At 72.2% G+C, this 22,661-nt stretch carries 22 protein-coding genes; 10 read left to right on the forward strand and 12 right to left on the reverse strand.

Going from position 1 to position 22,661, the window contains the following annotated elements:
- Nucleotides 1-111 precede the first annotated feature (111 nt).
- The 5 genes from GR130_RS32565 (at nt 112) to GR130_RS32585 (ending at nt 5,841) form a co-directional block, all read left to right on the forward strand.
- Nucleotides 112-1,050, forward strand: a complete 939-nt coding sequence (locus tag GR130_RS32565) for a cellulose-binding protein (RefSeq protein ID WP_159508026.1) — start codon at nt 112-114, stop codon at nt 1,048-1,050.
- Nucleotides 1,051-1,188: 138 nt separating this feature from the next.
- The gene (locus GR130_RS32570; protein WP_159508027.1) at nt 1,189-2,361 is read left to right on the forward strand and encodes an ABC transporter ATP-binding protein; all 1,173 of its coding nucleotides are present in this window, start codon (nt 1,189-1,191) and stop codon (nt 2,359-2,361) included.
- A gap of 3 nt (nt 2,362-2,364) precedes the next feature.
- Nucleotides 2,365-3,138: an ABC transporter permease gene (locus GR130_RS32575; protein ID WP_159508028.1), complete on the forward strand. Its 774-nt coding sequence runs from the start codon at nt 2,365-2,367 to the stop codon at nt 3,136-3,138.
- Nucleotides 3,139-3,274: 136 nt separating this feature from the next.
- Nucleotides 3,275-4,543, forward strand: coding sequence for an ABC transporter ATP-binding protein (locus GR130_RS32580; RefSeq protein WP_159508029.1), 1,269 nt, complete (start codon nt 3,275-3,277; stop codon nt 4,541-4,543).
- Nucleotides 4,544-4,944: 401 nt separating this feature from the next.
- A complete protein-coding gene (locus GR130_RS32585) occupies nt 4,945-5,841 on the forward strand; it encodes an ABC transporter permease subunit (RefSeq protein ID WP_236574049.1) in 897 nt (298 codons plus the stop codon).
- Between the two features lie 22 nt (nt 5,842-5,863).
- On the opposite strand, the gene GR130_RS32590 is transcribed toward GR130_RS32585, so the two are convergent.
- Nucleotides 5,864-6,178, reverse strand: coding sequence for an ATP/GTP-binding protein (locus GR130_RS32590; protein ID WP_159508031.1), 315 nt, complete (start codon nt 6,176-6,178; stop codon nt 5,864-5,866).
- A gap of 297 nt (nt 6,179-6,475) precedes the next feature.
- Between GR130_RS32590 and GR130_RS32595 the strand changes: the two genes are divergently transcribed.
- The gene (locus GR130_RS32595; protein ID WP_159508032.1) at nt 6,476-7,525 is read left to right on the forward strand and encodes an LLM class flavin-dependent oxidoreductase; all 1,050 of its coding nucleotides are present in this window, start codon (nt 6,476-6,478) and stop codon (nt 7,523-7,525) included.
- 170 nt (nt 7,526-7,695) lie between these two features.
- Here GR130_RS32595 and GR130_RS32600 read toward each other — a convergent pair whose 3' ends face one another.
- Nucleotides 7,696-8,088 (reverse strand): SCO5389 family protein, encoded by a 393-nt coding sequence (locus tag GR130_RS32600; protein ID WP_159508033.1) that lies wholly within the window; start codon nt 8,086-8,088, stop codon nt 7,696-7,698.
- Between the two features lie 251 nt (nt 8,089-8,339).
- Here GR130_RS32600 and nucS point away from each other — a divergent pair, with 251 nt between their 5' ends.
- On the forward strand, nt 8,340-9,002 hold the full coding sequence (gene nucS / locus GR130_RS32605) for an endonuclease NucS (RefSeq protein ID WP_159508034.1): 663 nt from the start codon (nt 8,340-8,342) through the stop codon (nt 9,000-9,002).
- A 96-nt stretch (nt 9,003-9,098) separates the two neighbouring features.
- Here nucS and GR130_RS32610 read toward each other — a convergent pair whose 3' ends face one another.
- The 4 genes from GR130_RS32610 to GR130_RS32625 form a co-directional block, all read right to left on the reverse strand.
- On the reverse strand, nt 9,099-11,723 hold the full coding sequence (locus tag GR130_RS32610; protein ID WP_159508035.1) for an ATP-binding protein: 2,625 nt from the start codon (nt 11,721-11,723) through the stop codon (nt 9,099-9,101).
- Between the two features lie 262 nt (nt 11,724-11,985).
- Nucleotides 11,986-12,309, reverse strand: a complete 324-nt coding sequence (locus GR130_RS32615) for an STAS domain-containing protein (RefSeq protein ID WP_159508036.1) — start codon at nt 12,307-12,309, stop codon at nt 11,986-11,988.
- A gap of 146 nt (nt 12,310-12,455) precedes the next feature.
- Nucleotides 12,456-13,304: a 3-hydroxyacyl-CoA dehydrogenase family protein gene (locus tag GR130_RS32620; protein WP_159508037.1), complete on the reverse strand. Its 849-nt coding sequence runs from the start codon at nt 13,302-13,304 to the stop codon at nt 12,456-12,458.
- A 278-nt stretch (nt 13,305-13,582) separates the two neighbouring features.
- Entirely contained in the window at nt 13,583-13,777 is a 195-nt protein-coding gene (locus tag GR130_RS32625) for a hypothetical protein (RefSeq protein ID WP_159508038.1), read from the reverse strand.
- Nucleotides 13,778-13,898: 121 nt separating this feature from the next.
- Here GR130_RS32625 and GR130_RS32630 point away from each other — a divergent pair, with 121 nt between their 5' ends.
- Nucleotides 13,899-14,471: a cob(I)yrinic acid a,c-diamide adenosyltransferase gene (locus GR130_RS32630; RefSeq protein ID WP_159508039.1), complete on the forward strand. Its 573-nt coding sequence runs from the start codon at nt 13,899-13,901 to the stop codon at nt 14,469-14,471.
- A 39-nt stretch (nt 14,472-14,510) separates the two neighbouring features.
- Here GR130_RS32630 and GR130_RS32635 read toward each other — a convergent pair whose 3' ends face one another.
- Entirely contained in the window at nt 14,511-15,089 is a 579-nt protein-coding gene (locus GR130_RS32635; protein WP_159508040.1) for a hypothetical protein, read from the reverse strand.
- Between the two features lie 189 nt (nt 15,090-15,278).
- On the opposite strand from GR130_RS32635, the gene GR130_RS32640 reads away from it, so the two are divergent.
- Nucleotides 15,279-16,514 (forward strand): sensor histidine kinase, encoded by a 1,236-nt coding sequence (locus GR130_RS32640; RefSeq protein WP_159508041.1) that lies wholly within the window; start codon nt 15,279-15,281, stop codon nt 16,512-16,514.
- Nucleotides 16,511-17,200: a response regulator gene (locus GR130_RS32645; RefSeq protein ID WP_159508042.1), complete on the forward strand. Its 690-nt coding sequence runs from the start codon at nt 16,511-16,513 to the stop codon at nt 17,198-17,200. Before GR130_RS32640 ends, GR130_RS32645 begins: the two co-directional genes overlap by 4 nt.
- A gap of 364 nt (nt 17,201-17,564) precedes the next feature.
- On the opposite strand, the gene GR130_RS32650 is transcribed toward GR130_RS32645, so the two are convergent.
- The 5 genes from GR130_RS32650 to atpA all read right to left on the reverse strand — a co-directional run bounded on the left by GR130_RS32650 (nt 17,565) and on the right by atpA (nt 22,598).
- Nucleotides 17,565-18,008, reverse strand: coding sequence for a DUF2550 domain-containing protein (locus GR130_RS32650; RefSeq protein ID WP_159508043.1), 444 nt, complete (start codon nt 18,006-18,008; stop codon nt 17,565-17,567).
- Between the two features lie 116 nt (nt 18,009-18,124).
- A complete protein-coding gene (locus GR130_RS32655) occupies nt 18,125-18,508 on the reverse strand; it encodes a F0F1 ATP synthase subunit epsilon (RefSeq protein ID WP_030065547.1) in 384 nt (127 codons plus the stop codon).
- 108 nt (nt 18,509-18,616) lie between these two features.
- The gene (atpD, locus tag GR130_RS32660) at nt 18,617-20,059 is read right to left on the reverse strand and encodes a F0F1 ATP synthase subunit beta (RefSeq protein WP_159508044.1); all 1,443 of its coding nucleotides are present in this window, start codon (nt 20,057-20,059) and stop codon (nt 18,617-18,619) included.
- Nucleotides 20,060-20,064: 5 nt separating this feature from the next.
- Nucleotides 20,065-20,985 carry a F0F1 ATP synthase subunit gamma gene (locus GR130_RS32665; protein WP_159508045.1) on the reverse strand — a complete coding sequence of 307 codons (921 nt, stop codon included), beginning with the start codon at nt 20,983-20,985 and terminating at the stop codon, nt 20,065-20,067.
- A 20-nt stretch (nt 20,986-21,005) separates the two neighbouring features.
- On the reverse strand, nt 21,006-22,598 hold the full coding sequence (atpA, locus tag GR130_RS32670) for a F0F1 ATP synthase subunit alpha (protein ID WP_159508046.1): 1,593 nt from the start codon (nt 22,596-22,598) through the stop codon (nt 21,006-21,008).
- Between the last annotated feature and the right edge of the window lie 63 nt (nt 22,599-22,661).

Here is a 22,661-nt window from a genome sequence, read left to right on the forward strand (position 1 = left end):
CTCAAACGAGGGGTCATTCTCCACTTCAAACGCGCAATGACTCGATGACACGCCGTTAAGACCCCTAGGATTCTCCTTATCACCTCACCGGTCTCTTTCGACAGGAACCCCATGAGCGACACTTCCTCCCCCTTCGGCTTCGAGCTCGTGCGGCGTGGGTACGACCGCGGTCAGGTGGATGACCGCATTACGAAGCTCGTCGCGGACCGCGACAGCGCGCTGGCCCGTATCACCTCGCTGGAGAAGCGCATCGAGGAGCTGCACCTCGAAACGCAGAACGCCCAGGCTCAGGTCAATGACGCCGAGCCGTCCTACGCGGGCCTCGGCGCGCGCGTCGAAAAGATCCTCCGTCTCGCCGAGGAGGAGGCCAAGGACCTGCGCGAGGAGGCTCGTCGGGCTGCCGAGCAGCATCGCGAGCTGGCCGAGTCGGCCGCCCAGCAGGTCCGCAACGACGCCGAGCAGTTCGCCGCCGAGCGCAAGGCGAAGGCCGAGGACGAGGGCGCCAGGATCGTCGAGAAGGCCAAGGGCGAGGCGTCGACCCTGCGCGCCGAGGCGCAGAAGGACGCCCAGTCCAAGCGGGAGGAGGCGGACTCCCTCTTCGAGGAGACCCGGGCCAAGGCCGCCCAGGCCGCCGCGGACTTCGAGACCAACCTGGCCAAGCGCCGGGAGCAGTCCGAGCGCGATCTGGCCTCGCGCCAGGCCAAGGCCGAGAAGCGACTGGCGGAGATCGAGCACCGCGCCGAGCAGCTGCGCCTGGAGGCCGAGAAGCTGCGGACGGACGCCGAGCGCCGGGCCCGTCAGACCGTGGAGACCGCGCAGCGCCAGGCCGAGGACATCGTGGCGGACGCCAACGCCAAGGCCGACCGGATCCGCAGCGAATCGGAGCGCGAGCTGGCGGCGCTCACCAACCGCCGGGACTCGATCAACGCGCAGCTGACCAACGTCCGCGAGATGCTGGCGACGCTGACCGGTGCCGCGGTGGCCGCGGCCGGTGCGCCGGGCGACGAGGAGTCCCTCACCCGCGGCGTGCCCGCCCAGCAGTCGCGCTGAACCGCAGGCACGTTCCCGCATCGCCGAACCGCGCCCCCGTACCGCCTCCGTGGCGGTGCGGGGGCGCCGTCGTGACCGGTCCACCGGGCGGCGCCGCCCCGGTGGCGGGGCCATCAGGGCGGGCCTAGCGTGCTGTACATGATCGAGGTCATGGGGCTGACCAAGCATTACGGCGACAAGGTTGCGGTGGACCATCTGACGTTCACCGTCCGGCCGGGCATCGTCACCGGCTTCCTCGGTCCCAACGGCGCGGGCAAGTCCACCACCATGCGGATGATGCTCGATCTGGACAATCCGACGGCCGGCACGGTCCGCATCGACGGCATGCACTTCCGGCAGCTGAGGAACCCCCTCACGTATGTCGGCGCGCTGCTGGACGCCAAGGCGATGCACGGTGGCCGCAGCGCCGCCAACCACCTGCTGTGTCTGGCCCAGAGCAACGGCATCCCCCGGTCCCGGGTCGCCCAGGTGCTGGACACCGTCGGGCTGACCGCGGTCGCCGGGAAGCGGTCCAAGGGCTTCTCGCTCGGCATGGGCCAGCGGCTCGGGATCGCGGCGGCGCTGCTCGGCGACCCGCGGATCCTGATGTTCGACGAGCCGGTCAACGGGCTCGACCCGGAGGGCATCCACTGGATCCGCAACCTGATGAAGAACCTCGCGGCCCAGGGCCGTACGGTCTTCGTCTCCTCCCACCTGATGAGCGAAATGGCGCTGACCGCGGACCACTTGGTGGTGATCGGGCAGGGCCGGCTGCTGGCGGACACGTCGATGGCGGAGTTCATCCGGCAGAACTCGCGGTCGTACGTCCGACTGCGGTCCCCGGAGCGGGAGCGGCTGCTGGACGTGCTGCGCCGCGAGGGCGTCGCGGCGGTGGCGGCCCGCGACGGCTCGCTGGAGGTCGACGGGGTGCCGGCCCGCCGGCTGGGCGAACTGGCCGCCGCGCGCGGGCTGGTGCTGCACGAGCTGAGCCCCCAGCAGGCGTCCCTGGAGGAGGCGTTCATGCGGCTGACGGCCGGTTCGGTGGAGTACCACGCGCACAACGGCGAGCCGGCCGGGCCGTGGGCCGGGCAGCCGCGGCGGCCCGCGGTACCGCAGGGCGCGTACGCGGCCGGCCCCCGGCCGGGGGGTCCGCAGCCGGGAAGCCCGCGGCCGTGGGGTCCGCAGCCCGGCCGTCCGCAGCAGGGCGGTCCACCACCAGCCGGTCCACCACCAGCCGGTCCGCCACCCGGCAGTCCGCCACCGGGGGGTCCGCAGCAGGGAAGCCCGCAGCAGGGCGGCTGGGGCGCGCAGTGGCAGAAGAGAAGGAGCTGACGGATGGCCGTGGTCGGGCAGGTCCTGCGGTCGGAGTGGACCAAGATCAGGTCGGTGCGGTCGACGGTGTGGACGCTGGGCATCGCGGTGGTGGTGACCGTCGTCGTGGGCGTGCTGATCTGCACCCTCGCCAGAAACGACTTCGCCTCGTTGCCGGACTCCCGGCGGCTCGCCTTCGACCCGACCAACATCAGCTTCGCCGGGATGGGCCTGGGCCAGCTGTCGATGATCGTCTTCGGGGTGCTGGTGGTCTCGAACGAGTACAGCACCGGCATGATCCGCACCTCGCTCGCCGCCGTACCGCAGCGCGGCACCTTCCTGTTCAGCAAGCTGCTGGTGGCCACCGCGCTGGTCTTCGCGGTCGGCCTGGCGACCAGCTTCGTGACGTTCTTCGCGGGGCAGGCGGCGCTCGGCGAGCACCGGGCGTACCTCGACGATCCGGGCGTGCTGCGGGCGGTGGTCGGCGGCTGCCTCTACATGACGATGATCGCGCTGTTCTCGATGGGGGTGGCCACGATGCTGCGCAGCCCGATGCTGTCGCTCGGCATCCTGATGCCGTTCTTCTTCCTGATCTCCAGCATCCTCGGGAACGTCTCGGCGACCCGGAAGATCGGCCGCTACCTCCCGGACCAGGCCGGCTCGAAGATCATGCAGGTGGTCGCCCCCGTCAACGACCAGACGCCGTACGGGCCGTGGGGCGGCTTCGCCATCATGGCGGCGTGGACGGCGGCGGCGCTGCTCGGCGGCTTCCTGCTGCTGCGCAGGCGCGACGCCTGACGGGACCGTCCCGGGCCGCCCCGACCGGTGCCGGAGTCCCCCCGTTTTGACGGGAACCGTCAAGGGACGTATAGCCTCCTAACCCTCACGGGGGTACGAGAGCGCCTCTGCCCCGACCATCTGCGAGGGGCGGAGAATGATCGAGGCAGTCGGCCTGACCAAGCGCTACGGGCCCAAGACGGCCGTGCACAACCTGTCGTTCCGGGTGCGGCCGGGCACGGTCACCGGCTTCCTGGGGCCCAACGGCTCCGGCAAGTCGACGACGATGCGGATGATCCTGGGCCTGGACACGCCGACGTCGGGCCGCGCCACGATCGGCGGCCGTCCGTTCCGCGACGTTCCCAACGCCCCGCGCCAGGTGGGCGCTTTGCTCGACGCCAAGGCCGTGCACGGCGGGCGCAGCGCGCGGTCGCATCTGCTGTCGCTGGCCCAGCTGTCCGGCATTCCGGCCCGGCGGGTCGACGAGGTACTCGGGGTGGTCGGTCTCCAGGACGTCGCCAGCCGGCGCTCCAAGGGCTTCTCGCTCGGTATGGGCCAGCGGCTGGGCATCGCGGCGGCGCTGCTCGGCGATCCGCAGGTGCTGCTCTTCGACGAGCCGGTCAACGGCCTGGACCCCGAAGGCATCCTGTGGGTGCGGAACCTGATGAAGCAGCTGGCGGCCGAGGGCCGTACCGTCTTCGTCTCCTCGCACCTGATGAGCGAGATGGCGCTGACCGCCGAGCACCTGATCGTGATCGGCCGCGGCCAGCTGCTGGCGGACATGTCCGTCAAGGACTTCATCTCGGCCCACTCCGCGGACTTCGCCCGGGTGCGGACGCCGGACGGCGAGCCGGAGCAGCGCGAGAAGCTGACCGCGGCGATCGGCGAGGCGGGCGGCCAGGCGGTGCCCGAGCCGGACGGCGCGCTGCGGGTGACCGGGCTGCCGCTGCCCCGGATCAGCGATCTGGCGCACACGGCCGAGGTCCGGCTGTGGGAGCTCTCGCCGCACCAGGCGTCTCTCGAAGAGGCGTACATGCGGATGACGCAGGGCGCCGTCGACTACCGCTCGACGACCGACCAGCGGGCCGGCCTCCAGCAGCAGGCACCGGCCGGGTACGCCCCGCAGGGATACGCGCCGCAGGGAGCCGTCCCGCAGGGATATGCGGTGCCGCCCGGGGCGCTCCAGCCGCCGGTGCCGGGCCAGTTGCCGCCGAACCCGTACGCCCAGCCCCCCGGGGCCGCTCCGGTGCCGGGTCAGCCGCTGCCGCCGCAGGGCCAGGGTCACCCGTACGGGGCTCCTGGTCCCTACGGCGCGCCCCACCCGTACGGGCAGCAGCCGCAGCCCGCCGCCCCCGTGCCGCCGGCCGCGCCGCCCGCCGCCGCACCCGCCGACCTGCCCACGCCGCACCACGAGGACGCCCGATGACCAGCCCTCAGCAGCCGCAGCCCCAGCCGCAGCCGGAGCGCGGACCGCACGACACCGGTGCGCAGGAGATGCCGCCGGCCGCGCCGATGCCGCCCGCCGCTCCCCCGGCCCCGCCGCAGCCGGCACCGGAGCAGCCCGCGCCCGCCAAGGAGGCGGGCACCATGATGCTCCAGGCCCAGCAGGCGCCCGGGCAGCCCGCGCCCGCCAGGGAGGCGGGGACGATGATGCTCCAGGCCCAGCCGGCACCGGAGCAGCCCGGCCCCGCCAAGGAGGCCGGCACGATGATGCTCCAGGCCCAGCCGCTCCCCCAGGCCCAGCCGCCGGCCGGCGGCCACTCCGAGCCGACGCCGCTGGCGGCGCACGGTCCGGGCGGGCCGGGTGGGGCGGCCGGCACGATGATGCTGACCGTCCCGGCCGCCGGCCCGCACCCGCAGCCCCACCCTCAACCCCAGCCGCAGGGCCCGCCCCCGCAGCAGCCGCACCACCCCGAGGCCCCCAACTGGCAGGCCGGCGGGGCCGGTTACGTCTCCCCCATCCCGGTGCGCGCGAGCCACCTCGGCGATGCGCTGGTCTCCGAGTGGACCAAGATCCGCTCGGTGCGCTCGACGATGTGGACGCTCGGCGTGATGCTGCTGCTCATCGTCGGCGTCGGGCTGCTGTCGGCGCTCGCGCTGGGCTCGGAGCGGCGGGTCAACCCGCTGCTCGCGGTGGGTTTCGTCGGCGTGCTGCTCGGCAGCCTGTGCGTGATGACGCTGGGCGTGCTGTCGATCTCGTCGGAGTACGGCACCGGCATGATCCGTACGACGCTGACCGCCTGCCCCAGCCGCGCCCGGGTGCTGACCGCGAAGGCGATCGTCTTCTTCGGGCTGGCGCTGGTGCTGACCACGATCGCCACGACCCTGGTGGCGCTGCTCGACTACGGGATGCTCAACGGCCCGGAGCCGACCGTCGACCAGTGGCTGCGCGGCACCGTCGGCGCCGGTCTGTACGTCGCGCTGCTCGGTCTGCTGGCGCTGTCCGTCGGCGCCCTGCTGCGGCACTCCGCGGGCGCCATCAGCGCCATGATGGGCGTGGTGCTGCTGCCGATGCTGCTGGCGCTGTTCCTCCAGGGCGAGTCCCTCAAGGACTTCCAGCACAAGATGATCGAGTACTCGGTGCCCAACGCGTTCGCCACGCTCTACGACATCCCGTTCCTGCCCGAGGGGCCGTCGGGCTGGACGCCGGTGCTGATCCTCGCGGGGGTGACCGCGGTCGCCCTGGGCGGCGCCTACGCGGTGCTCCTCAAGCGGGACGTCTGACCGCTCGACTCGCCTTCCGCGCTCAGTACCTGGGCGCGTTCCGGGACCGCTGGAGCCGTGCGCTCCGGCGGTCCCGTGCGTTCCAGCAGGCGCGGTGCCAGTGGCGGCGGTCGTCGACGTCGCCGTGCCGGGGCCAGGTGACGACGTGCGGGACGCCCGGCGGGATCTCCTGGTCACAGCCCGGGCAGCGGTAGTGCTTGGCCGCGCCGCTCGCACCGACCTGCCGGACGACCCACTCCTCGCCCCGCCACTCCTCGGTGGCTTCCAGGCCGTAGCGCTCGCCGCCCGCGCGCTCGACGGGTTTCGCACCGCGCTGGCGGTTTCGACGCGGGGACACAGCACACCTCGGGAGGTCGACGGGGATGGGGGTCCCTCCTTGCTCGTGGTTCCCCCGCTCATGGGGGTCCCCCCGCTCGAAAGGAGTCGAGGGCGGGGAGAAGTGGAGAGCGGGGGACGAGTGGAGAGCTTGGGGGGAGGGCCGTGACCAGCGTACGCGGCACGGTCAGGGGCAGAAGCCCGCTGCCGCGTTTCTGCGATGATCTGGAAATTTCGCTTCAGGCCGTGCCCTGGGCACGTGTCGCACGTTGTTGCCTGTGAGGGGGGAGTCGCGTCGGCTGCGAGGAGGCAGAGAGCGATGCGCGTAGGTGCGTTCATCCTGGCCGCTCAATTCCCGGGCCAGGGACAGGGGGAAGCACTGCACCGCGCGGTGCGCTCCGCGGAGATCGCGGAGCAGGCCGGCCTCCATGACGTCTGGCTGGCGGAACACCACTTCGTGCCGTACGGCGTCTGCCCGCAGGCGGCGACGCTGGCCGCGCTGCTGCTGGGACGGACCCGCCGGATCGGTGTGGGCACGGCGGTCAGCGTGCTGCCGACCCAGCATCCGGTGGCGCTCGGCGAGCAGGCGGCGCTGCTGCATCTGACGTCCGAGGGGCGGTTCACGCTCGGCGTCGGCCGGGGCGGCCCCTGGGTCGATCTGGAGGTCTTCGGCTCCGGCCTGGCCGCGTACGACCACGGCTTCCCGGAGTCACTGGATCTGCTGCTGCGCTGGCTGCGCGAGCCGCGGGTGGGCGCGCAGGGCGAGCGCTACGCGTTCCGGGAGGTGGCGGTGGTGCCGCGGCCGGCCGAGGCGCTGGGGGATCCGGACGATCCGGACGGTCTGACGGCCGGGCCGCCGGTGGTGGTGGCCTGCACCTCCGCCGAGTCGGTCAAACTGGCCGCCGCGCGCGGGCTGCCGATGCTGCTCGGGATGCACAGCGGCGACGAGGAGAAGGCGGACATGGTCGCGCTGTGGCGGTCGGCGGCGCGGGAGGCCGGCCGGGACGGCGACGAAATCGCCGCGGCGGAGCATGTGTCGGCGGGCGTGGTGCAGATCGCGGACGACCGGGCGGCGGCCGTGGAGACGCTGACGAAGACGATGCCCGGCTGGCTGCGGCAGGGGCTCGGCGCGCATGTGACGGTCGACGGCCGCTATCGCCGGATGCGGGATCCGCTGGCGTATACGGAGCTGTTGTGCGCGCTGCATCCGGTCGGCACGCCGGAGTCGTGCGCGGACCGGCTGGCGGCGACCTCGGAGCGTACGGGCATCCGGCGGTTCGCGCTGCTCGTGGAGGGCTCCGGGGATCTCGCCGCCACCGAGGAGAACGTCCGGCGGCTGGGCTCCGAGGTGCTGCCGCAGCTGGGGTGACCGGGGCCGGTGGCCGTCCGGTCGGCCACCGCGCGCCCTCGCGGGCCGGCGAGGCGGGCCGTGGCGAGGGGGCGGGGCGAGCTGCGGAGTACGGCTGGTCGGTGGTGCTGCCGCCGGTGCACGGTCTCGGAGGGTGCTCCGGCCGACCCGCTCAGCGGCAGCAACTCCGATCAGCAGTCGCGGAGTTCGGGCGACTGGTTCAGCAGCTGGCCCCGGATCGAGGTGAATTTTGCCAGCCGCGCGTCCACCGCCGGGTCGAGCGGGAAGACCGCGACCCGGTGGCAGTTCTGGAAGGCGAGTCGCACACCGAAGTGACGCTCCAACGAACCGCGAATGGCGTCACTCGCCAGCGCGCGCAGCAGCTGGCCGCGCGCCTGCTCGTCCGGCGGCGGCGTCTGGTTGTCGGCGAACTGTCCGCCGTCCACCTTCAGCTGGGCCACCAGAGAGCTGATCATCCCCCATGCGTAGGGCAGGGAGTTCCGGACGCAGTCGACAAATGCGGCTTCGTCGACCTCGCCTCGCTCGGCCTGTTCGAGGAGGGCCGGTGAGACGTCGAGCGACATGAGGTTCTCCTCTCGCGGACCCGCCGGGACGGACGGGGCCTAGGGATGGGACAAGGGGAATTCGCGACAGAGCGTGTTCGCCCCACGACCCCCTGCTTCAACGGTATGCCGCGCAAGGGGCCCGCACCATGGGATTGCACATACAACCGGCCAATGGCGGGCGCCGGGGGTGCGGGGGTTTCCCCCGTAAAGGGACCGGCGTCCAGGGGCGAATCGCGTCAGCGGCCCCGGTTCGAGTAGCGTGAAGCACCATGCGTCTCGTCATCGCCCGCTGCTCCGTGGACTACGCGGGCCGGCTCACCGCCCACCTGCCCTCCGCCCCCCGCCTCATCCTGGTGAAGGCCGACGGCTCCGTCTCCATCCACGCGGACGACCGGGCCTACAAACCCCTCAACTGGATGTCCCCGCCCTGTTCCCTCAAGGAAGGGGACGGCGATGTGTGGACGGTGGAGAACAAGGGCGGGGAGAAGCTCATCATCACCCTGGAGGAGATCTTCCACGACTCCTCGCACGAGCTCGGGGTGGACCCGGGACTCATCAAGGACGGTGTGGAGGCCCACCTCCAGGAGCTGCTCGCCGATCGGATCGAGACACTGGGCGAGGGCTATTCGCTGATTCGGCGTGAATACCCCACCGCCATTGGTCCGGTGGATATCTTGTGCCGGGACGCCGACGGCCAGACCGTTGCGGTCGAGATCAAGCGGCGGGGCGAGATCGACGGTGTCGAGCAGCTCACCCGCTACCTCGAACTCCTCAACCGCGACCCGCACTTGGCCCCGGTGAAGGGCGTCTTCGCAGCTCAGGAGATCAAGCCGCAGGCCCGGGTGCTGGCCACGGACCGCGGGATCGGCTGCGTGGTGCTGGACTACGACGGGCTGCGCGGCATCGAGGACGACAAGCTGCGGCTGTTCTGAGAACGGAACACCACGACGGCCCGGTACCGGCCGGCCCGCCTTCCGGCGGGCGGTCCGTACCGGGCCGTCGTGGTGTTCCCGGACGTTCTTGGGGCGTCAGCCGGTCGGAGTGCCCTGGCCGGATGCGGACGCCGGGTCGCCGGAGCCGGTGGCCGTGGCCGCCGCGGCGCTGGTGCCGGACGGGCTGTTGCCCGACGGGCCGCCGGCGCTCTGCGACGGGGTCTGGCCCGTCGGCTTGCCCGTGGGGCCGGTCGGCGTGGTGGTGGGCTCCCCGGTCGGGCTGGGCGACGTCGACTTCGTGGGACTGCTGCTCGGGCTGTGCGTGGGGTGGGTCGGCCGGCCGGTGGGCGTGGTGGGCTCGCCGGTCGGCCAGGTGGGACCGGTCGTCGGGGAGCCCGGGCCGGTACCGGTCGGCGCGCCGGTGGTACCGGGACGGCCGGTGGACGGCGCCGGGACGGGCTTGTGGCCGGGCGTGCCGGGCCGGGTCGTCCCGGACGCCCCCGCCGAGGCCCCCGGCAGGCCGGAGCCCGTGGCGGGGTCCTGCCCCGGCGTGTCCGGGCTGCCGCTGTCGCCGCCCGAGGTCTGCTCGGTGGTGACGTTGCGGTCTTGGGTGGTGGAGGTGCCGGAGGTCGCTCCGATGGTGACGGCGGTGCCGAGCGCGGCGGCCAGCAGCACCCCGGCGCCGGCGGCGACGAGGTTGCGGCGGCTGCCGCGCAGGATGCCGCGCCGGGCGCCCCCGATGCCGGCGGCGGTGCCCTTGGCGGCCGGGACCGCGGCGGTGGGCGCGGTGCTCTCGCCGGCGGAGCCGGACGCGGCGGCGGCCGTGGCCCCGCGGGCGACGACCGTCGGGCCGGTGCCGGCGGGGCGGACGGCGTTCAGCTTGGCGGTCGAGACGGCGTCGGGCGACCCGGTGGCCGGGGTCCGCGCGGCGTCCCGGGCGTCCGCGGCTGCCGCCGCCGCGCCGGCCGTCGCCGGGCCGACGGACTTCAGCACGGTCGTGGCCGCGTTCGCCGAGGCCGCCCGCGCGCCGTCGATGACCAGGGCCAGCGCCCTCCGCCCGGCGACCGCGCCGTCGCGGTCGGAGAGCACCCCGCGCAGCCCGATGGACGCCTCCAGCTCGGCGCGCGCCCGGTCGATGTTGCCGCTGCACAGCGCCAGTACGCCCAACTCGTGGTGGAAGTACGCCTCTTCGGCGACCTCACCGGCCAGCCGGGCGGCCTCCTGGCCGTGCCGCAGGCTGCGCTCCCAGGCGCTCCAGTGCAGCGCCGCGGCGAACGCGGGCGCCGCCGTACGGGCCAGCAGCACGGCCGCGGCCGGGTGGCCGCTCTCCCGGCTGCCGGTCAGCACGCCCATCGCGGCCAGCACCGCGTCGGACTCGGCGGCGGCGCGATCGGGGGTGACCGAGGGGTGACCGGCCCACCAGGCGTAGTGCTGGGCCGCGGTGTGCGCGCGGCCGGCGGCGCCCTCGGCGTAGCCGGCGGCGATCAGCTGGTCCCGGACGGAGCCGGCGAGCCGGTAGTGGGTGCCGGCCGGGCTGATCAGGCCGCTGCCCAGCAGCTCGCCGAGGGCGGCGTCCGCGTGGGTGTCCTGGGTGAGGGCCGGCAGGTGCGCCTGGTGCGGCAGTTCGCCGTTGAGGGCGACCGCGAAGCGGAGCGTCTCCTGGGCGGCGGCGCCGAGCCGGTCGGCGAGCAGCGACGCGGGCGCGGCGGCCTCCCCGAGCGGCGGCAGCGGCGTCTCGGGGCGCTCGCCGGGCTCATTGGCCGCGGCCGGGCTCTCCTCGGGGAACAGCCCGTAGCCGTCGTCCAGGGCGCCGGGCGCGGTGCGTGCCCGCTCGCGGTGCCGCAGCAGGGCGGCGGCCTGGACGAACCGCAGCGGCAGCCCCTCGGACTCGAACCAGAGGTCGGCGGCCCAGGTGTCCTCGTCGGCGGAGAGCGGGCGGCCCACGGCGCGCTCCAGCAGCCGTACGCCGGCGTTGCGGCTGATCCCGCCGACGAAGACCTCTTCGAGGTGCGAGTCGGCGCTGGGGGCCGGGACGTCGGGGGTCGCGGAGAGCAGGAAGGCGCACTCGGGGGTGGCGTCGAGGAGCTCGTCGAGCGCGGCGCCGCCGAACTCCAGGTCGTCGACGACGACGATCGCGCCGATGCCGCCGAGGAGCCGCAGCAGCTCGGCCCGGTCGGGGCGGTGCTGCGGGGCCCGGTAGACCGCCGCGTACAGGGCGTGCAGGACGTCGGTGACGCCTCTGTGGTAGCCGGAGAGCCGGACCACGCCGTCGGGGGCGAGGTCCGCCACCGCGTCGGCGACGGACTCCAGCAGCCGGGTGCGGCCCGAGCCGGAGGGGCCGGTGACGCGGACGGAGCGTCCGCGGGTGAGCAGCCGGACCAGCCGTTCGACGTCCTCGTCGCGCTCTTCGAGGGGGACCTCGTGGCCGGCGAAGGAGACCGGGCCGGACGGCACCGGGGGCGCCGCGGCGCGGGCCGACTCGGCACGTTCCTGCTGGTCGAGCTTCTCCGGCGGGGCGGGCCGGTCGCCGGGCGGGCACGGCTGTATCTCGCTGCCGTCGACCGGGTTGACGGCGACGAGGTAGTTGCCGGCGACCAGCCGGACGACCCGGGCGAGCCCGCCGGAGCCGCCCTGCCGGTCGGCGGACGCGGAGGCCGGCGGCGCGTCGGGCGCGTCCTGCTCGCCGTACTCCTCAGGTCCCCGGTGCGTGTTCGGGTCCATGCTGCAAGCTCCCAGAATGTGCGTGCCGTCGGTGCTTCCGGCCGTCCGCACTCCCCCGGCTCCGGCGGATCTCTTCAGCCGTCGCGTCTGGTCCGGTGCCCCGCCGCGGTTGATGGCATACGGCGGGGAACCGAACCCTAGCCCCGGTGACCCGGGGAGCGCACGGCGGGGTGGCACCTTGACGAGAACGCCCCGGATCAGGGGGACAAGGCGCGGTTTGCGGCATTCCTCCCGGGCCCGGCCGGTCACCGCGGCCGGCGCGTCACACCCGGGGAAGCGATTCCGCTTCGATGCCGCCCTCGATCGCGAGGATGCGGTGGAGCCGGGTGGCGACCAGGAGGCGCTGCATCTGGGGCGGCACTCCGCGCAGCACCAGCCGGCGGTTGACCCGGCCCGCACGCCGGTGCGCACCCATGATCACGCCGAGGCCGGTGGCGTCCCACGACTCCAGTTCGGTCAGGTCCAGCACCAGATCGCCCCGGCCGGAGTCGACGGCGGCGTGCAGGGCCGTACGGGCGTCCGCAGCGCTGCGGACGTCGAGCCGGCCCCCGACGACCAACTCGACGTGGTCGCCCCTGATGTGCATATGCGCTCCCCGATGTCATGGGTTGTGGTGCATTGTCGTCTACAGATCTGACTGCCTCTCATACGGCGAAGTTGCCGCCTGTAAGCGAACCGATACCGAATTCACCCCACGGGGTGACGGCGTCGGACCAAAGTTCTGACGCGACATCAGTGCTCGTAGAAGCCCTGCCCACTCTTGCGGCCGATATCGCCCGCATCGACCATCCGCCGCATGATCTCCGGCGGCGCGAACTTCTCGTCCTGGGACTCGGTGTAGATGTTCTCGGTGGCGTGCAGCAGGATGTCGACGCCGGTCAGGTCCGCGGTGGCCAGCGGCCCCATCGCGTGGCCGAAGCCGAGCTTGCAGGCGGTGTCGATGTCCTCGGCGCTGGCGACGCCCGACTCGTAGAGCTTGGCGGCCTCGACGACCAGCGCCGAGATCAGCCGGGTGGTGACGAAGCCGGCCACGTCGCGGTTGACGACGACACAGGTCTTGCCCACGGACTCGGCGAACTCCCGTGCCGTGGCGAGGGTTTCGTCGCTGGTCTTGTAACCGCGCACCAGCTCGCACAGCTGCATCATCGGCACCGGCGAGAAGAAGTGGGTACCCACGACCCGCTCGGGGCGGGAGGTGGCCGCGGCGATCTTGGTGATCGGGATGGCCGAGGTGTTGGAGGCCAGCACCGCGTCGTCCTTGGCGAGCTTGTCCAGCGCCTGGAAGATCTCCCGCTTGACGTCGATCCTCTCGAAGACGGCCTCGACGACGATGTCCGCGTCGGCGACCGCGTCCAGGTCGGTCGTGGTGGTGATGCGGGCCAGCGCCTGCTCGGCGGCCGAGGCGTCCAGCTTGCCCTTGGCCACGAACTTCTCGTACGAGCTCTGGATGCCGCCCTTGCCGCGGGCCAGCGCCTCATCCGTCACATCGCGGAGCACCACGTCCCAGCCCGCCTGAGCCGAGACCTGCGCGATACCGGAACCCATGAGTCCGGCGCCGATGACGGCGAGCTTCTTTGCCACTGCTGTCCCCTCACACCCTGTGCATTTGACGGTCCTCAGTGACGTTAGCGGTCGTTGGCGATCGATTGGTGGGTAAGAGATGCGCGTCACTCGCCGCCGTCACCCGCCCTTCCCCAAGCTCTCGACCGCGTTCGAACAGGGGAGACCCCGATCCAAGCTCTCCCCTGCGTTCGAGCAGGGGAGACCCCGCGCCCCGCGGCGAGGCCCTTCGGGCCGCAGCCCGGCCTCCATGACGGACATCACACCGGCGCGGCTCGCCCCGCACCCCCTGAGGGCCGTCATGCGGCCGCCCGCACCGCGGAGTTGAGGACCTTTCCGCTCGGCGGCTCCCCGGCCTCGCCGGGCAGGTCCGGCGCCTCGCCGGCGCCCTCGGCAGGGCCGCGGCGGCGGAGCGCCTCGTGGGCGCCGCGGGCCTTCAGGCCCTGGTGCGCCCAGCGGGCCTGACCCGCTGTCAGACAGGGCGGGCACGCCACGTCCCGGGGCTCCCTCACCGGGTCCGCGTCCGCCGCCGTACCGGCCGGTGCACCACGGCGCTCCGGCCGCCACGTCGCTCCGCCCCGGGCCGTCCGCGGAGCCGCGGCGTAGGCTCGCCCCATGGTGAATCTGACCCGCATCTACACCCGCACCGGCGACAAGGGCACCACCGCCCTGGGCGACATGAGCCGCACCGCCAAGACCGATGCGCGGATCGCCGCGTACGCGGACGCCAACGAGGCCAACGCCGCGATCGGGGTGGCGCTGGCGCTCGGCTCGCTGCCCGAGGACGTCGCCGCGGTGCTGCTGCGGGTGCAGAACGACCTCTTCGACGTCGGCGCCGACCTGTCGACGCCCGTGGTGGAGAACCCGGAGTTCCCGCCGCTGCGCGTCGAGCAGTCCTACATCGACAAGCTGGAGGCGGACTGCGACCGCTTCCTGGCCGAACTGGAGAAGCTCCGCAGCTTCATCCTCCCCGGCGGCACGCCCGGCGCCGCCCTGCTCCACCAGGCGTGCACGGTCGTCCGCCGCGCCGAGCGCTCCACCTGGGCGGCCTTCGAGCAGCACGGCGAGACCATGAACCCGCTCACCGCCACGTACCTGAACCGCCTCTCCGACCTCCTGTTCATCCTGGCCCGGACGGCCAACAAGGAGGTCGGGGACGTGCTCTGGGTACCGGGCGGCGAACGCTGAACCCGCCGACCCGCCGGGTGTGTTGTCCGGACGGCACACCTAGCGCAGCGACTTCTCCTGGGGCCGGGCCGCCTCCCCCGAGGCGGCCCGGCGCGGTGCCTTGCTCGGGAAGACCAGGTACGTCAGCGCGATCACGCCGTGGATGATCAGGATGCGCAGGCTCATCATCTGCCAGTGCCGCAGCGACGCGGTGTCGCCGTCGTGGCCCACGTACCAGATCGCGCCCTGGAGCAGCCCCACCGCGACGACGACCATCAGCACCGTCCGCAGCACCAGCTTCAGCTCGTGCCGGAAGCGGGCGAGGCCGTAGTGCTTGACCGGGCGCGGGCCGCCCGCGAAACGGTGCGCGACGTGCCCGTCGACCCACTTGATCGTGTAGTGGCCGTAGGCGACCGTGTAGCCGATGTAGACGGCGGCCAGGCCGTGCTTCCAGTCCGCGGAGGCGCCGTTCTTCAGGTCGATCGCGGTGACGATCAGCAGCGCCAGCTCCAGCAGCGGCTCCAGCAGCAGCACCGCAGCACCCGTACGCGGCATCCGCGCCAGATAGCGCAGGGCCAGGCCCAGGGCCAGCAGCACCCAGAACCCGACCTCGCAGGCGATGATCAGCGTGACGACCACGGCAGTCTCCTCTCCGGCCGCTCCGAGTCCAGGACCGCTCGGACCGAACCCCTCCAGCGTTCCAGCCGCCACCGCCCGGTACGTCGTCGCAGGCGATGATCCGGAGCTGCATCTTTCGATGTAGCCCGGGGAACAGCCGGATGAGCCGGACGCGGGGCACCCGGCCCCGGCGCCGTGTTTCATGGAGGGGTGACCCCGAGATCCCCCGCCGCGCCCGGCCGGCCGCACCGCCTCGATGTGATCATCGCGAGCGGCGGGCTGCTCGTCGGGCTGCTGCTGTGGACGCTGGATCTGTACGGCGGGCCGCCGGTCCTCGGCCTGCCCGCACCGCTGACGCTGCTCGCGCTCACGGCGATGTCGACGGCCGAACTGATGCGCCGCACGGCCCCGATGGCCGCACTGGCCGTCGCGGTACCGGCCCTCGCGCTGGACATCGCCGCCGGCACACTGGTCGCCACCGTCCTGATGTTCACCGACGTGGTCTACGCGGCGGTGCTGTACGGGCCGCCGGCCGCGGCCCGCCGGATCCCGGTGCACTCCGTACTGGTGACGGTGCTGGCCACGATCGTGCTGACGGCGGTCTGGCGCGACCCGCAGGTCGTGCTGATCAGCATCGGGATCGCGCTCATCACCACCGCCCCGGCCTGGACCGGGCTGATCATCCGCAACCACCGCGACGCCGCGCAGACCGCCCGGCTGCGGGCCGAACAGACCGCGCTGCTGGCCGAGATGGACCGCACCCAGGCGGTGGCGGGCGAACGCGCCCGGATGGCCCGCGAGCTGCACGACCTGGTCGCCAACCACCTGTCCGCCATCGCCATCCACGCCACCGCCGCGCAGACCATCGACGACCCGGCCGCGACCCGCGAGGCGCTGGGCGTGATCCGGGAGAACAGCGTCCAGGGCCTGGCCGAAATGCGCCGCCTCATCGGGCTGTTACGGGATCCGAAGGCCACCGGGAACAACGACGAACCGGCCGCCACGCCCACCCTCGACGGGCTGGAGGCCCTGGTCGACCAGGCCCGTACGAACGGCGCCGGCAGCGGCCTGACCTTCGTCCTCGACGACGCCCGGCGGCTGACCGGCCCGGACGCCGAACCGAAGCCGCCCGCACCGGTCGAGCTGGCCGCGTACCGCATCGTCCAGGAATCACTGACCAACGCCCTCAAGCACGCCGCGCCCGGCCGGGTCCGGGTGCGTATCGCCCACGGCCCCGAGGGCGCGCTCGTCGTCCTCGTCCGCAGTCCGTACGCCGACCGGCCGCGCCCCCGCGCACCGGGTTCCGGCGCCGGGCTCGTCGGCATGCGCGAGCGGATCGCCCTGCTGGGCGGGGAGTTCGACGCCGGCCCCGAGAGCGGGCCGGAAGGAAGAGACTGGCTGGTGCGGGCGACGATGCCCGCCACCGGGGAGGAAGAACAACCATGACAGGCGCCGCCGCGCAGCCGATCCGGGTCCTCGTCGCCGAGGACCAGTCCGCCGTACGGGCCGGGCTGGTCCTCATCCTGCGTTCCGCGCCCGACGTCGAAGTCGTCGGGGAGGCGGTGGACGGCGAGGAGGCCGTCCGCCTGGCCCGCACGTTACGCCCCGACCTGGTCCTGATGGACATCCAGATGCCCCGGCTCGACGGGGTCTCGGCGACCCGCCAGGTGGTCGCGGAACAGCTGGCGGACGTCCTGGTGCTGACCACCTTCGACCTCGACGAGTACGTCTTCGGCGCGCTGCGCGCCGGAGCCGCGGGCTTCCTGCTCAAGGACAGCGACGCGGCGGCGCTGCTGACCGCGGTGCGCACGGTCGCCTCCGGTGAGGGGCTGATCGCCCCGGCCGTGACCCGCCGGCTGATCGCCGAGTTCGCCCGGCCCCGTCCGGCGGTACGCACCCCGCGGTGCCGCGAGACGCCCGATCCGGCGGTGCTGGACGCGCTGACGCCGCGCGAGCGGGAGGTGCTGGGGTGTCTGGGCCAGGGGCTGTCGAACGCCGATATCGCACTGCGGCTGGCGATGGCGGAGGCCACCGTGAAGACCCACGTCAGCCGGCTGCTGGCCAAGCTGGACCTGCGCAGCCGGGTGCAAGCGGCCGTGCTGGCACAGGAGTTGGGGGTGGACGCGCCGTAGGACGCGGACCCGCCGTAACGGGGGGAAGCGCCGTAGGGGGCGGTCGAACGCATCCCGTAGGGGGTGGCAGCGCCCCCTGCGGGGCCACAACGGGGCGGGGCATGGGGGTATTCCCGTGGAGCCGCGGTCCGGGCTCCGGCAGCGCAGCACCGGACCGCACCGAAACCGCCCCGCGCCACTACCCCTGCCGCACCCGCGTCACGGCACCCGCCGCACCCGCGCCACTACGCCACGTGCCATTGCCACCACGTCACGCGCCGCGGCACTGCGCCCGTGCCGCGCCACTACGCCACTACGCCGCTACGTCACGTTGCCCCTCCCCCAGACTCCGTCCGGGGGCCCCACCCGTCGAGACGCCTCTCATTCAGGCGACATTGACCCGTTGTCCGGGGGGTGCCGCCTCCAGCCAGGCCAGGAAGCCGGTGAGCGCGTCCTCGCTCATCGCCAGCTCGACGCGGGTACCGCGGTGCCGGCACGCGAGCACGATGGAGTCGGAGAGCAGCGCCAGCTCCTCCTCGCCCTGCGGGGTGCGGCGCTCCAGCACCTCGATGGCGGAGCGCTCCAGCAGGCGACGGGGCCGGGGCGCGTACGAGAAGACCCGGAACCACTCGATCCGGTCGCCGTTGTACCGCGCCACGCCGTAGATCCAGCCCTTGCCGCTGGGCTCGTTCTCCGGCACGTTCCAGCGCAGGCTGCAGTCGAACGTGCCTCCGGACCGCTGGATGAGCCGCCGCCTCAGTCCGAAGACGAACAGTCCCACCAGCACCAGCACCACGACCGCGCCGCTCACAAGCAGAGCGAGGACCATCTCGACCGACCTCCTCGCTGTGTATTCGGGAATCGCACCTGCACTGCCTCAGCCGCGGCCCGCTCCGGAACTCCGGGCGGCCCGCGGCTGAGGATCGATCTCGTCGCTGACGGGGCTCAGTGAACGCCCGTCACCGCACGCAGCCGGACATCGGCGCGGCGCTCGGCGGCTGCGTCAGCATCCGACTTCGCCCGCTCCAGGGCCCGCTCCGCGCGCTGGACATCGATCTCGTCCGACAGCTCGGCGATCTCCGCGAGCAGAGACAGCTTGTTGTCGGCGAACGAGATGAAGCCGCCGTGCACCGCGGCGACGACGGTGCCGTCCCCGCTCTCACCCGTCGTACGAATCGTCACCGGGCCCGACTGCAGCACGCCGAGCAGCGGCTGGTGTCCGGGCATGACGCCGATGTCGCCCGACGAGGTGCGCGCGACGACCAGGCTGGCCTTGCCGGACCAGACCTGCCGGTCCGCAGCGACCAACTCGACGTGCAGCTCAGCCACGATGGCTCCTCGGGTCTCCACCTGCCTGGTGTGGCAGATGTTGGGTCAAATACTAGTGGTCGTACGGTCCGGGGACGGCCAGGGCCGCCCCCGGACCGGGAGCACGGGTCAGGAAACGCCAAGCTCCTTGGCGTTGTTCTTCAGGTCCTCCAGGCCACCGCACATGAAGAACGCCTGCTCCGGGTAGTGGTCGAACTCGCCGTCGGCGATCGCGTTGAAGGCCGCGACCGTCTCGTCCAGCGGCACGTCCGAGCCGTCGACACCGGTGAACTGCTTCGCCACGTGGGTGTTCTGCGACAGGAACCGCTCGATACGCCGGGCGCGGTAGACCGTGAGCCGGTCCTCCTCGCCGAGCTCGTCCATACCGAGGATGGAGATGATGTCCTGGAGGTCCTTGTACTTCTGCAGGATCGTCTTGACGCGCGAGGCGCAGTCGTAGTGGTCCTGCGAGATGTAGCGGGGGTCCAGGATCCGGGACGTCGAGTCCAGCGGGTCCACCGCCGGGTAGATGCCCTTCTCCGAGATCGGACGCGACAGAACGGTGGTCGCGTCCAGGTGGGCGAAGGTGGTCGCCGGCGCCGGGTCGGTCAGGTCGTCCGCGGGGACGTAGATCGCCTGCATCGAGGTGATCGAGTGACCGCGGGTCGAGGTGATGCGCTCCTGGAGGAGGCCCATCTCGTCGGCCAGGTTCGGCTGGTAACCCACCGCGGAGGGCATCCGGCCGAGCAGGGTCGACACCTCGGAGCCGGCCTGCGTGAAGCGGAAGATGTTGTCGATGAAGAACAGCACGTCCTGCTTCTGGACGTCGCGGAAGTACTCGGCCATGGTCAGGCCGGCCAGCGCGACACGCAGACGGGTGCCCGGCGGCTCGTCCATCTGACCGAAGACCAGCGCGGTCTTGTCGATGACGCCGGAGTCGGTCATCTCCTCGATGAGGTCGTTGCCCTCACGGGTGCGCTCGCCGACACCGGCGAACACCGACACACCGTCGTGGTTGTTGGCCACGCGGTAGATCATTTCCTGGATCAGAACGGTCTTGCCGACACCGGCACCACCGAACAGACCGATCTTGCCGCCCTTGACGTACGGGGTCAGCAGGTCGATGACCTTGATGCCGGTCTCGAACATCTCGGTCTTGGACTCGAGCTGGTCGAAGCCGGGGGCCTTGCGGTGGATGGGCCACCGCTCGGTGATCTCGGACTCGGCCTCCGGCTTGTTCAGGATCTCACCGAGGGTGTTGAACACCTTGCCCTTGGTGACGTCGCCGACCGGGACGGAGATCCCGGCGCCGGTGTTGGTCACCGCGGCCTGGCGGACCAGACCGTCGGTGGGCTGCATGGAGATCGCCCGGACCAGGCCCTCGCCGAGGTGCTGCGCGACCTCAAGGGTCAGCGTCTTCGACTTGCCCTTCTCGGCCGGGTCGGAGACCTCGACGGTCAGTGCGTTGTAGATGTCCGGCATCGCGTCGACGGGGAACTCCACGTCGACGACCGGGCCGATGACCCGCGCGACGCGGCCCGTCGCCGTGGCCGTCTCAACAGTGGTGGTCATAGTTGTCAGTCACTCCCCGCGGTCGCGTCGGCCAGTGCGGCACTGCCACCGACGATCTCGCTGATTTCCTGGGTGATTTCGGCCTGGCGGGCCGCATTGGCAAGCCGCGAGAGCGACTTGATGAGCTCTTCTGCGTTGTCGGTCGCCGACTTCATCGCGCGCCGGGTGGCGGCGTGCTTGGAGGCGGCGGCCTGCAGGAGTGCGTTGTAGATCCGCGACTCGACGTACCGCGGCAGCAGCGCGTCGAGGACGTCCTCGGCCGACGGCTCGAAGTCGAACAGCGGAAGGATCTCGCCCTTGGCCTGCCCGTCCGACTCGGCCGCGGACTTGTCGAGGGACAGCGGCAGCAGCCGGTCGTCGAGCGCGGTCTGCGTCATCATCGAGATGAACTCGGTGTAGACGATGTGGAGTTCGTCCACGCCGCCCTCGGCCGCGCCCTTCTGGACGGACTCGATCAGCGGTGCGCCGATCTTCTTCGCGTCCGCGTACGTCGGGTTGTCGGTGAAGCCGGTCCACGACTCCACGAACGTGCGCTCGCGGAAGCTGTAGTACGCCACACCCTTGCGCCCGACGAGGTAGGCGTCGACCTCCTTGCCCTCGGCCCGCAGCCGCTCGGTGAGCTGGTCCGCGGCCTTGATGACGTTGGCGGAGTAGCCGCCGGCCAGACCGCGGTCGCTCGTGATGAGCAGCAGCGCGGCCCGGGTCGGCTTCTCCGCCTCGGTCGTCAGCGGGTGCTGGGTGTTCGAGCCCGTGGCAACCGCTGTCACCGCACGGGTCAGTTCACTCGCGTACGGCGTCGACGCCGCCACCTGGCGCTGCGCCTTGACGACGCGCGAGGCGGCGATCATCTCCATCGCCTTGGTGATCTTCTTGGTCGCGGTGACGGAGCGGATGCGACGCTTGTAGACCCGGAGCTTGGCTCCCATGGATCAGGTCCCTTCCGTCGTCACTTGCTGGTGGCGGCCGGGGCGTCGTCGCCGAGCAGCTTGCCGTCCGAAGTCTCGAACTGCCGCTTGAAGCCGTCGACGGCCTCGGAGATCGCACCGATGGTGTCGTCGGACATCTTCGCGCCCTCGCGGATGCTGGTCAGCAGGTCCTTCTTCTCCCGGTGCATGTAGTCCAGGAGCTCCCGCTCGAACCGGCGGATGTCCTCGACCGGCACGTCGTCCATCTTGCCGTTGGTGCCGGCCCAGATGGAGACGACCTGGTCCTCGGTCGCGTAGGGGGCGTACTGGCCCTGCTTGAGCAGCTCGGTCATGCGCTTACCGCGCTCCAGCTGCGCCTTGGAGGCCGCGTCCAGGTCGGAACCGAAGGCGGCGAACGCCTCCAGCTCGCGGTACTGGGCGAGGTCCACGCGGAGCCGGCCGGAGACCTGGCGCATGGCCTTGTGCTGGGCGGAACCACCGACACGGGAGACGGAGATACCGACGTTCAGCGCCGGACGCTGGTTGGCGTTGAACAGGTCCGACTCCAGGAAGCACTGGCCGTCGGTGATGGAGATGACGTTGGTCGGGATGAACGCCGACACGTCGTTGGCCTTGGTCTCGACGATCGGCAGACCGGTCATCGAGCCGGCGCCCATGTCGTCGGAGAGCTTGGCGCAGCGCTCCAGCAGACGCGAGTGCAGGTAGAAGACGTCGCCCGGGTACGCCTCACGGCCCGGCGGGCGGCGCAGCAGCAGGGACACGGCGCGGTAGGCGTCGGCCTGCTTCGAGAGGTCGTCGAAGATGATCAGGACGTGCTTGCCCTGGTACATCCAGTGCTGGCCGATGGCCGAGCCGGTGTAGGGCGCCAGGTACTTGAAGCCCGCCGGGTCGGACGCCGGGGCGGCGACGATGGTGGTGTACTCCAGGGCGCCGGCCTCCTCCAGCGCGCCGCGCACGGACGCGATGGTGGAGCCCTTCTGGCCGATGGCGACGTAGATGCAGCGGACCTGCTTCTTCGGGTCGCCCGAGCGCCAGTTGTCGCGCTGGTTGATGATCGTGTCGACGGCCAGGGCGGTCTTGCCGGTCTGGCGGTCACCGATGATCAGCTGACGCTGGCCGCGGCCGATCGGCACCATCGAGTCGACGGCCTTGTAGCCGGTCTCCATGGGCTCGTGCACCGACTTGCGGACCATGACGCCCGGAGCCTGGAGCTCCAGGGCGCGGCGGCCCTCGGTCTCGATCTCGCCGAGGCCGTCGATCGGGTTGCCCAGCGGGTCGACGACGCGGCCGAGGTAGCCCTCGCCCACGGCGACCGAGAGCACCTCGCCGGTGCGCTGCACCGGCTGGCCCTGCTCGATGCCGCTGAACTCGCCGAGGATGACCGCACCGATCTCGCGCTCTTCCAGGTTCAGCGCAAGACCGAGCGTGCCGTCCTCGAACTTCAGCAGTTCGTTCGCCATCGCCGAGGGCAGGCCCTCGACGTGCGCGATGCCGTCACCGGCATCGCTGACCGTGCCGACCTCTTCGCGCGAGGCCGCGTCCGGCTTGTACGCCTGGACGAAGTTCTCCAGCGCGTCCCGGATCTCCTCCGGCCGGATCGTGAGCTCCGCCATCTGGGTTCCCTGCTCTCCTTGTTGGGCCCGAAGTTACTTGCGGGGTCCGGGGGGCTCGTCCCC

The organism is Streptomyces sp. GS7, assembly GCF_009834125.1.
Lineage (GTDB): Bacteria > Actinomycetota > Actinomycetes > Streptomycetales > Streptomycetaceae > Streptomyces.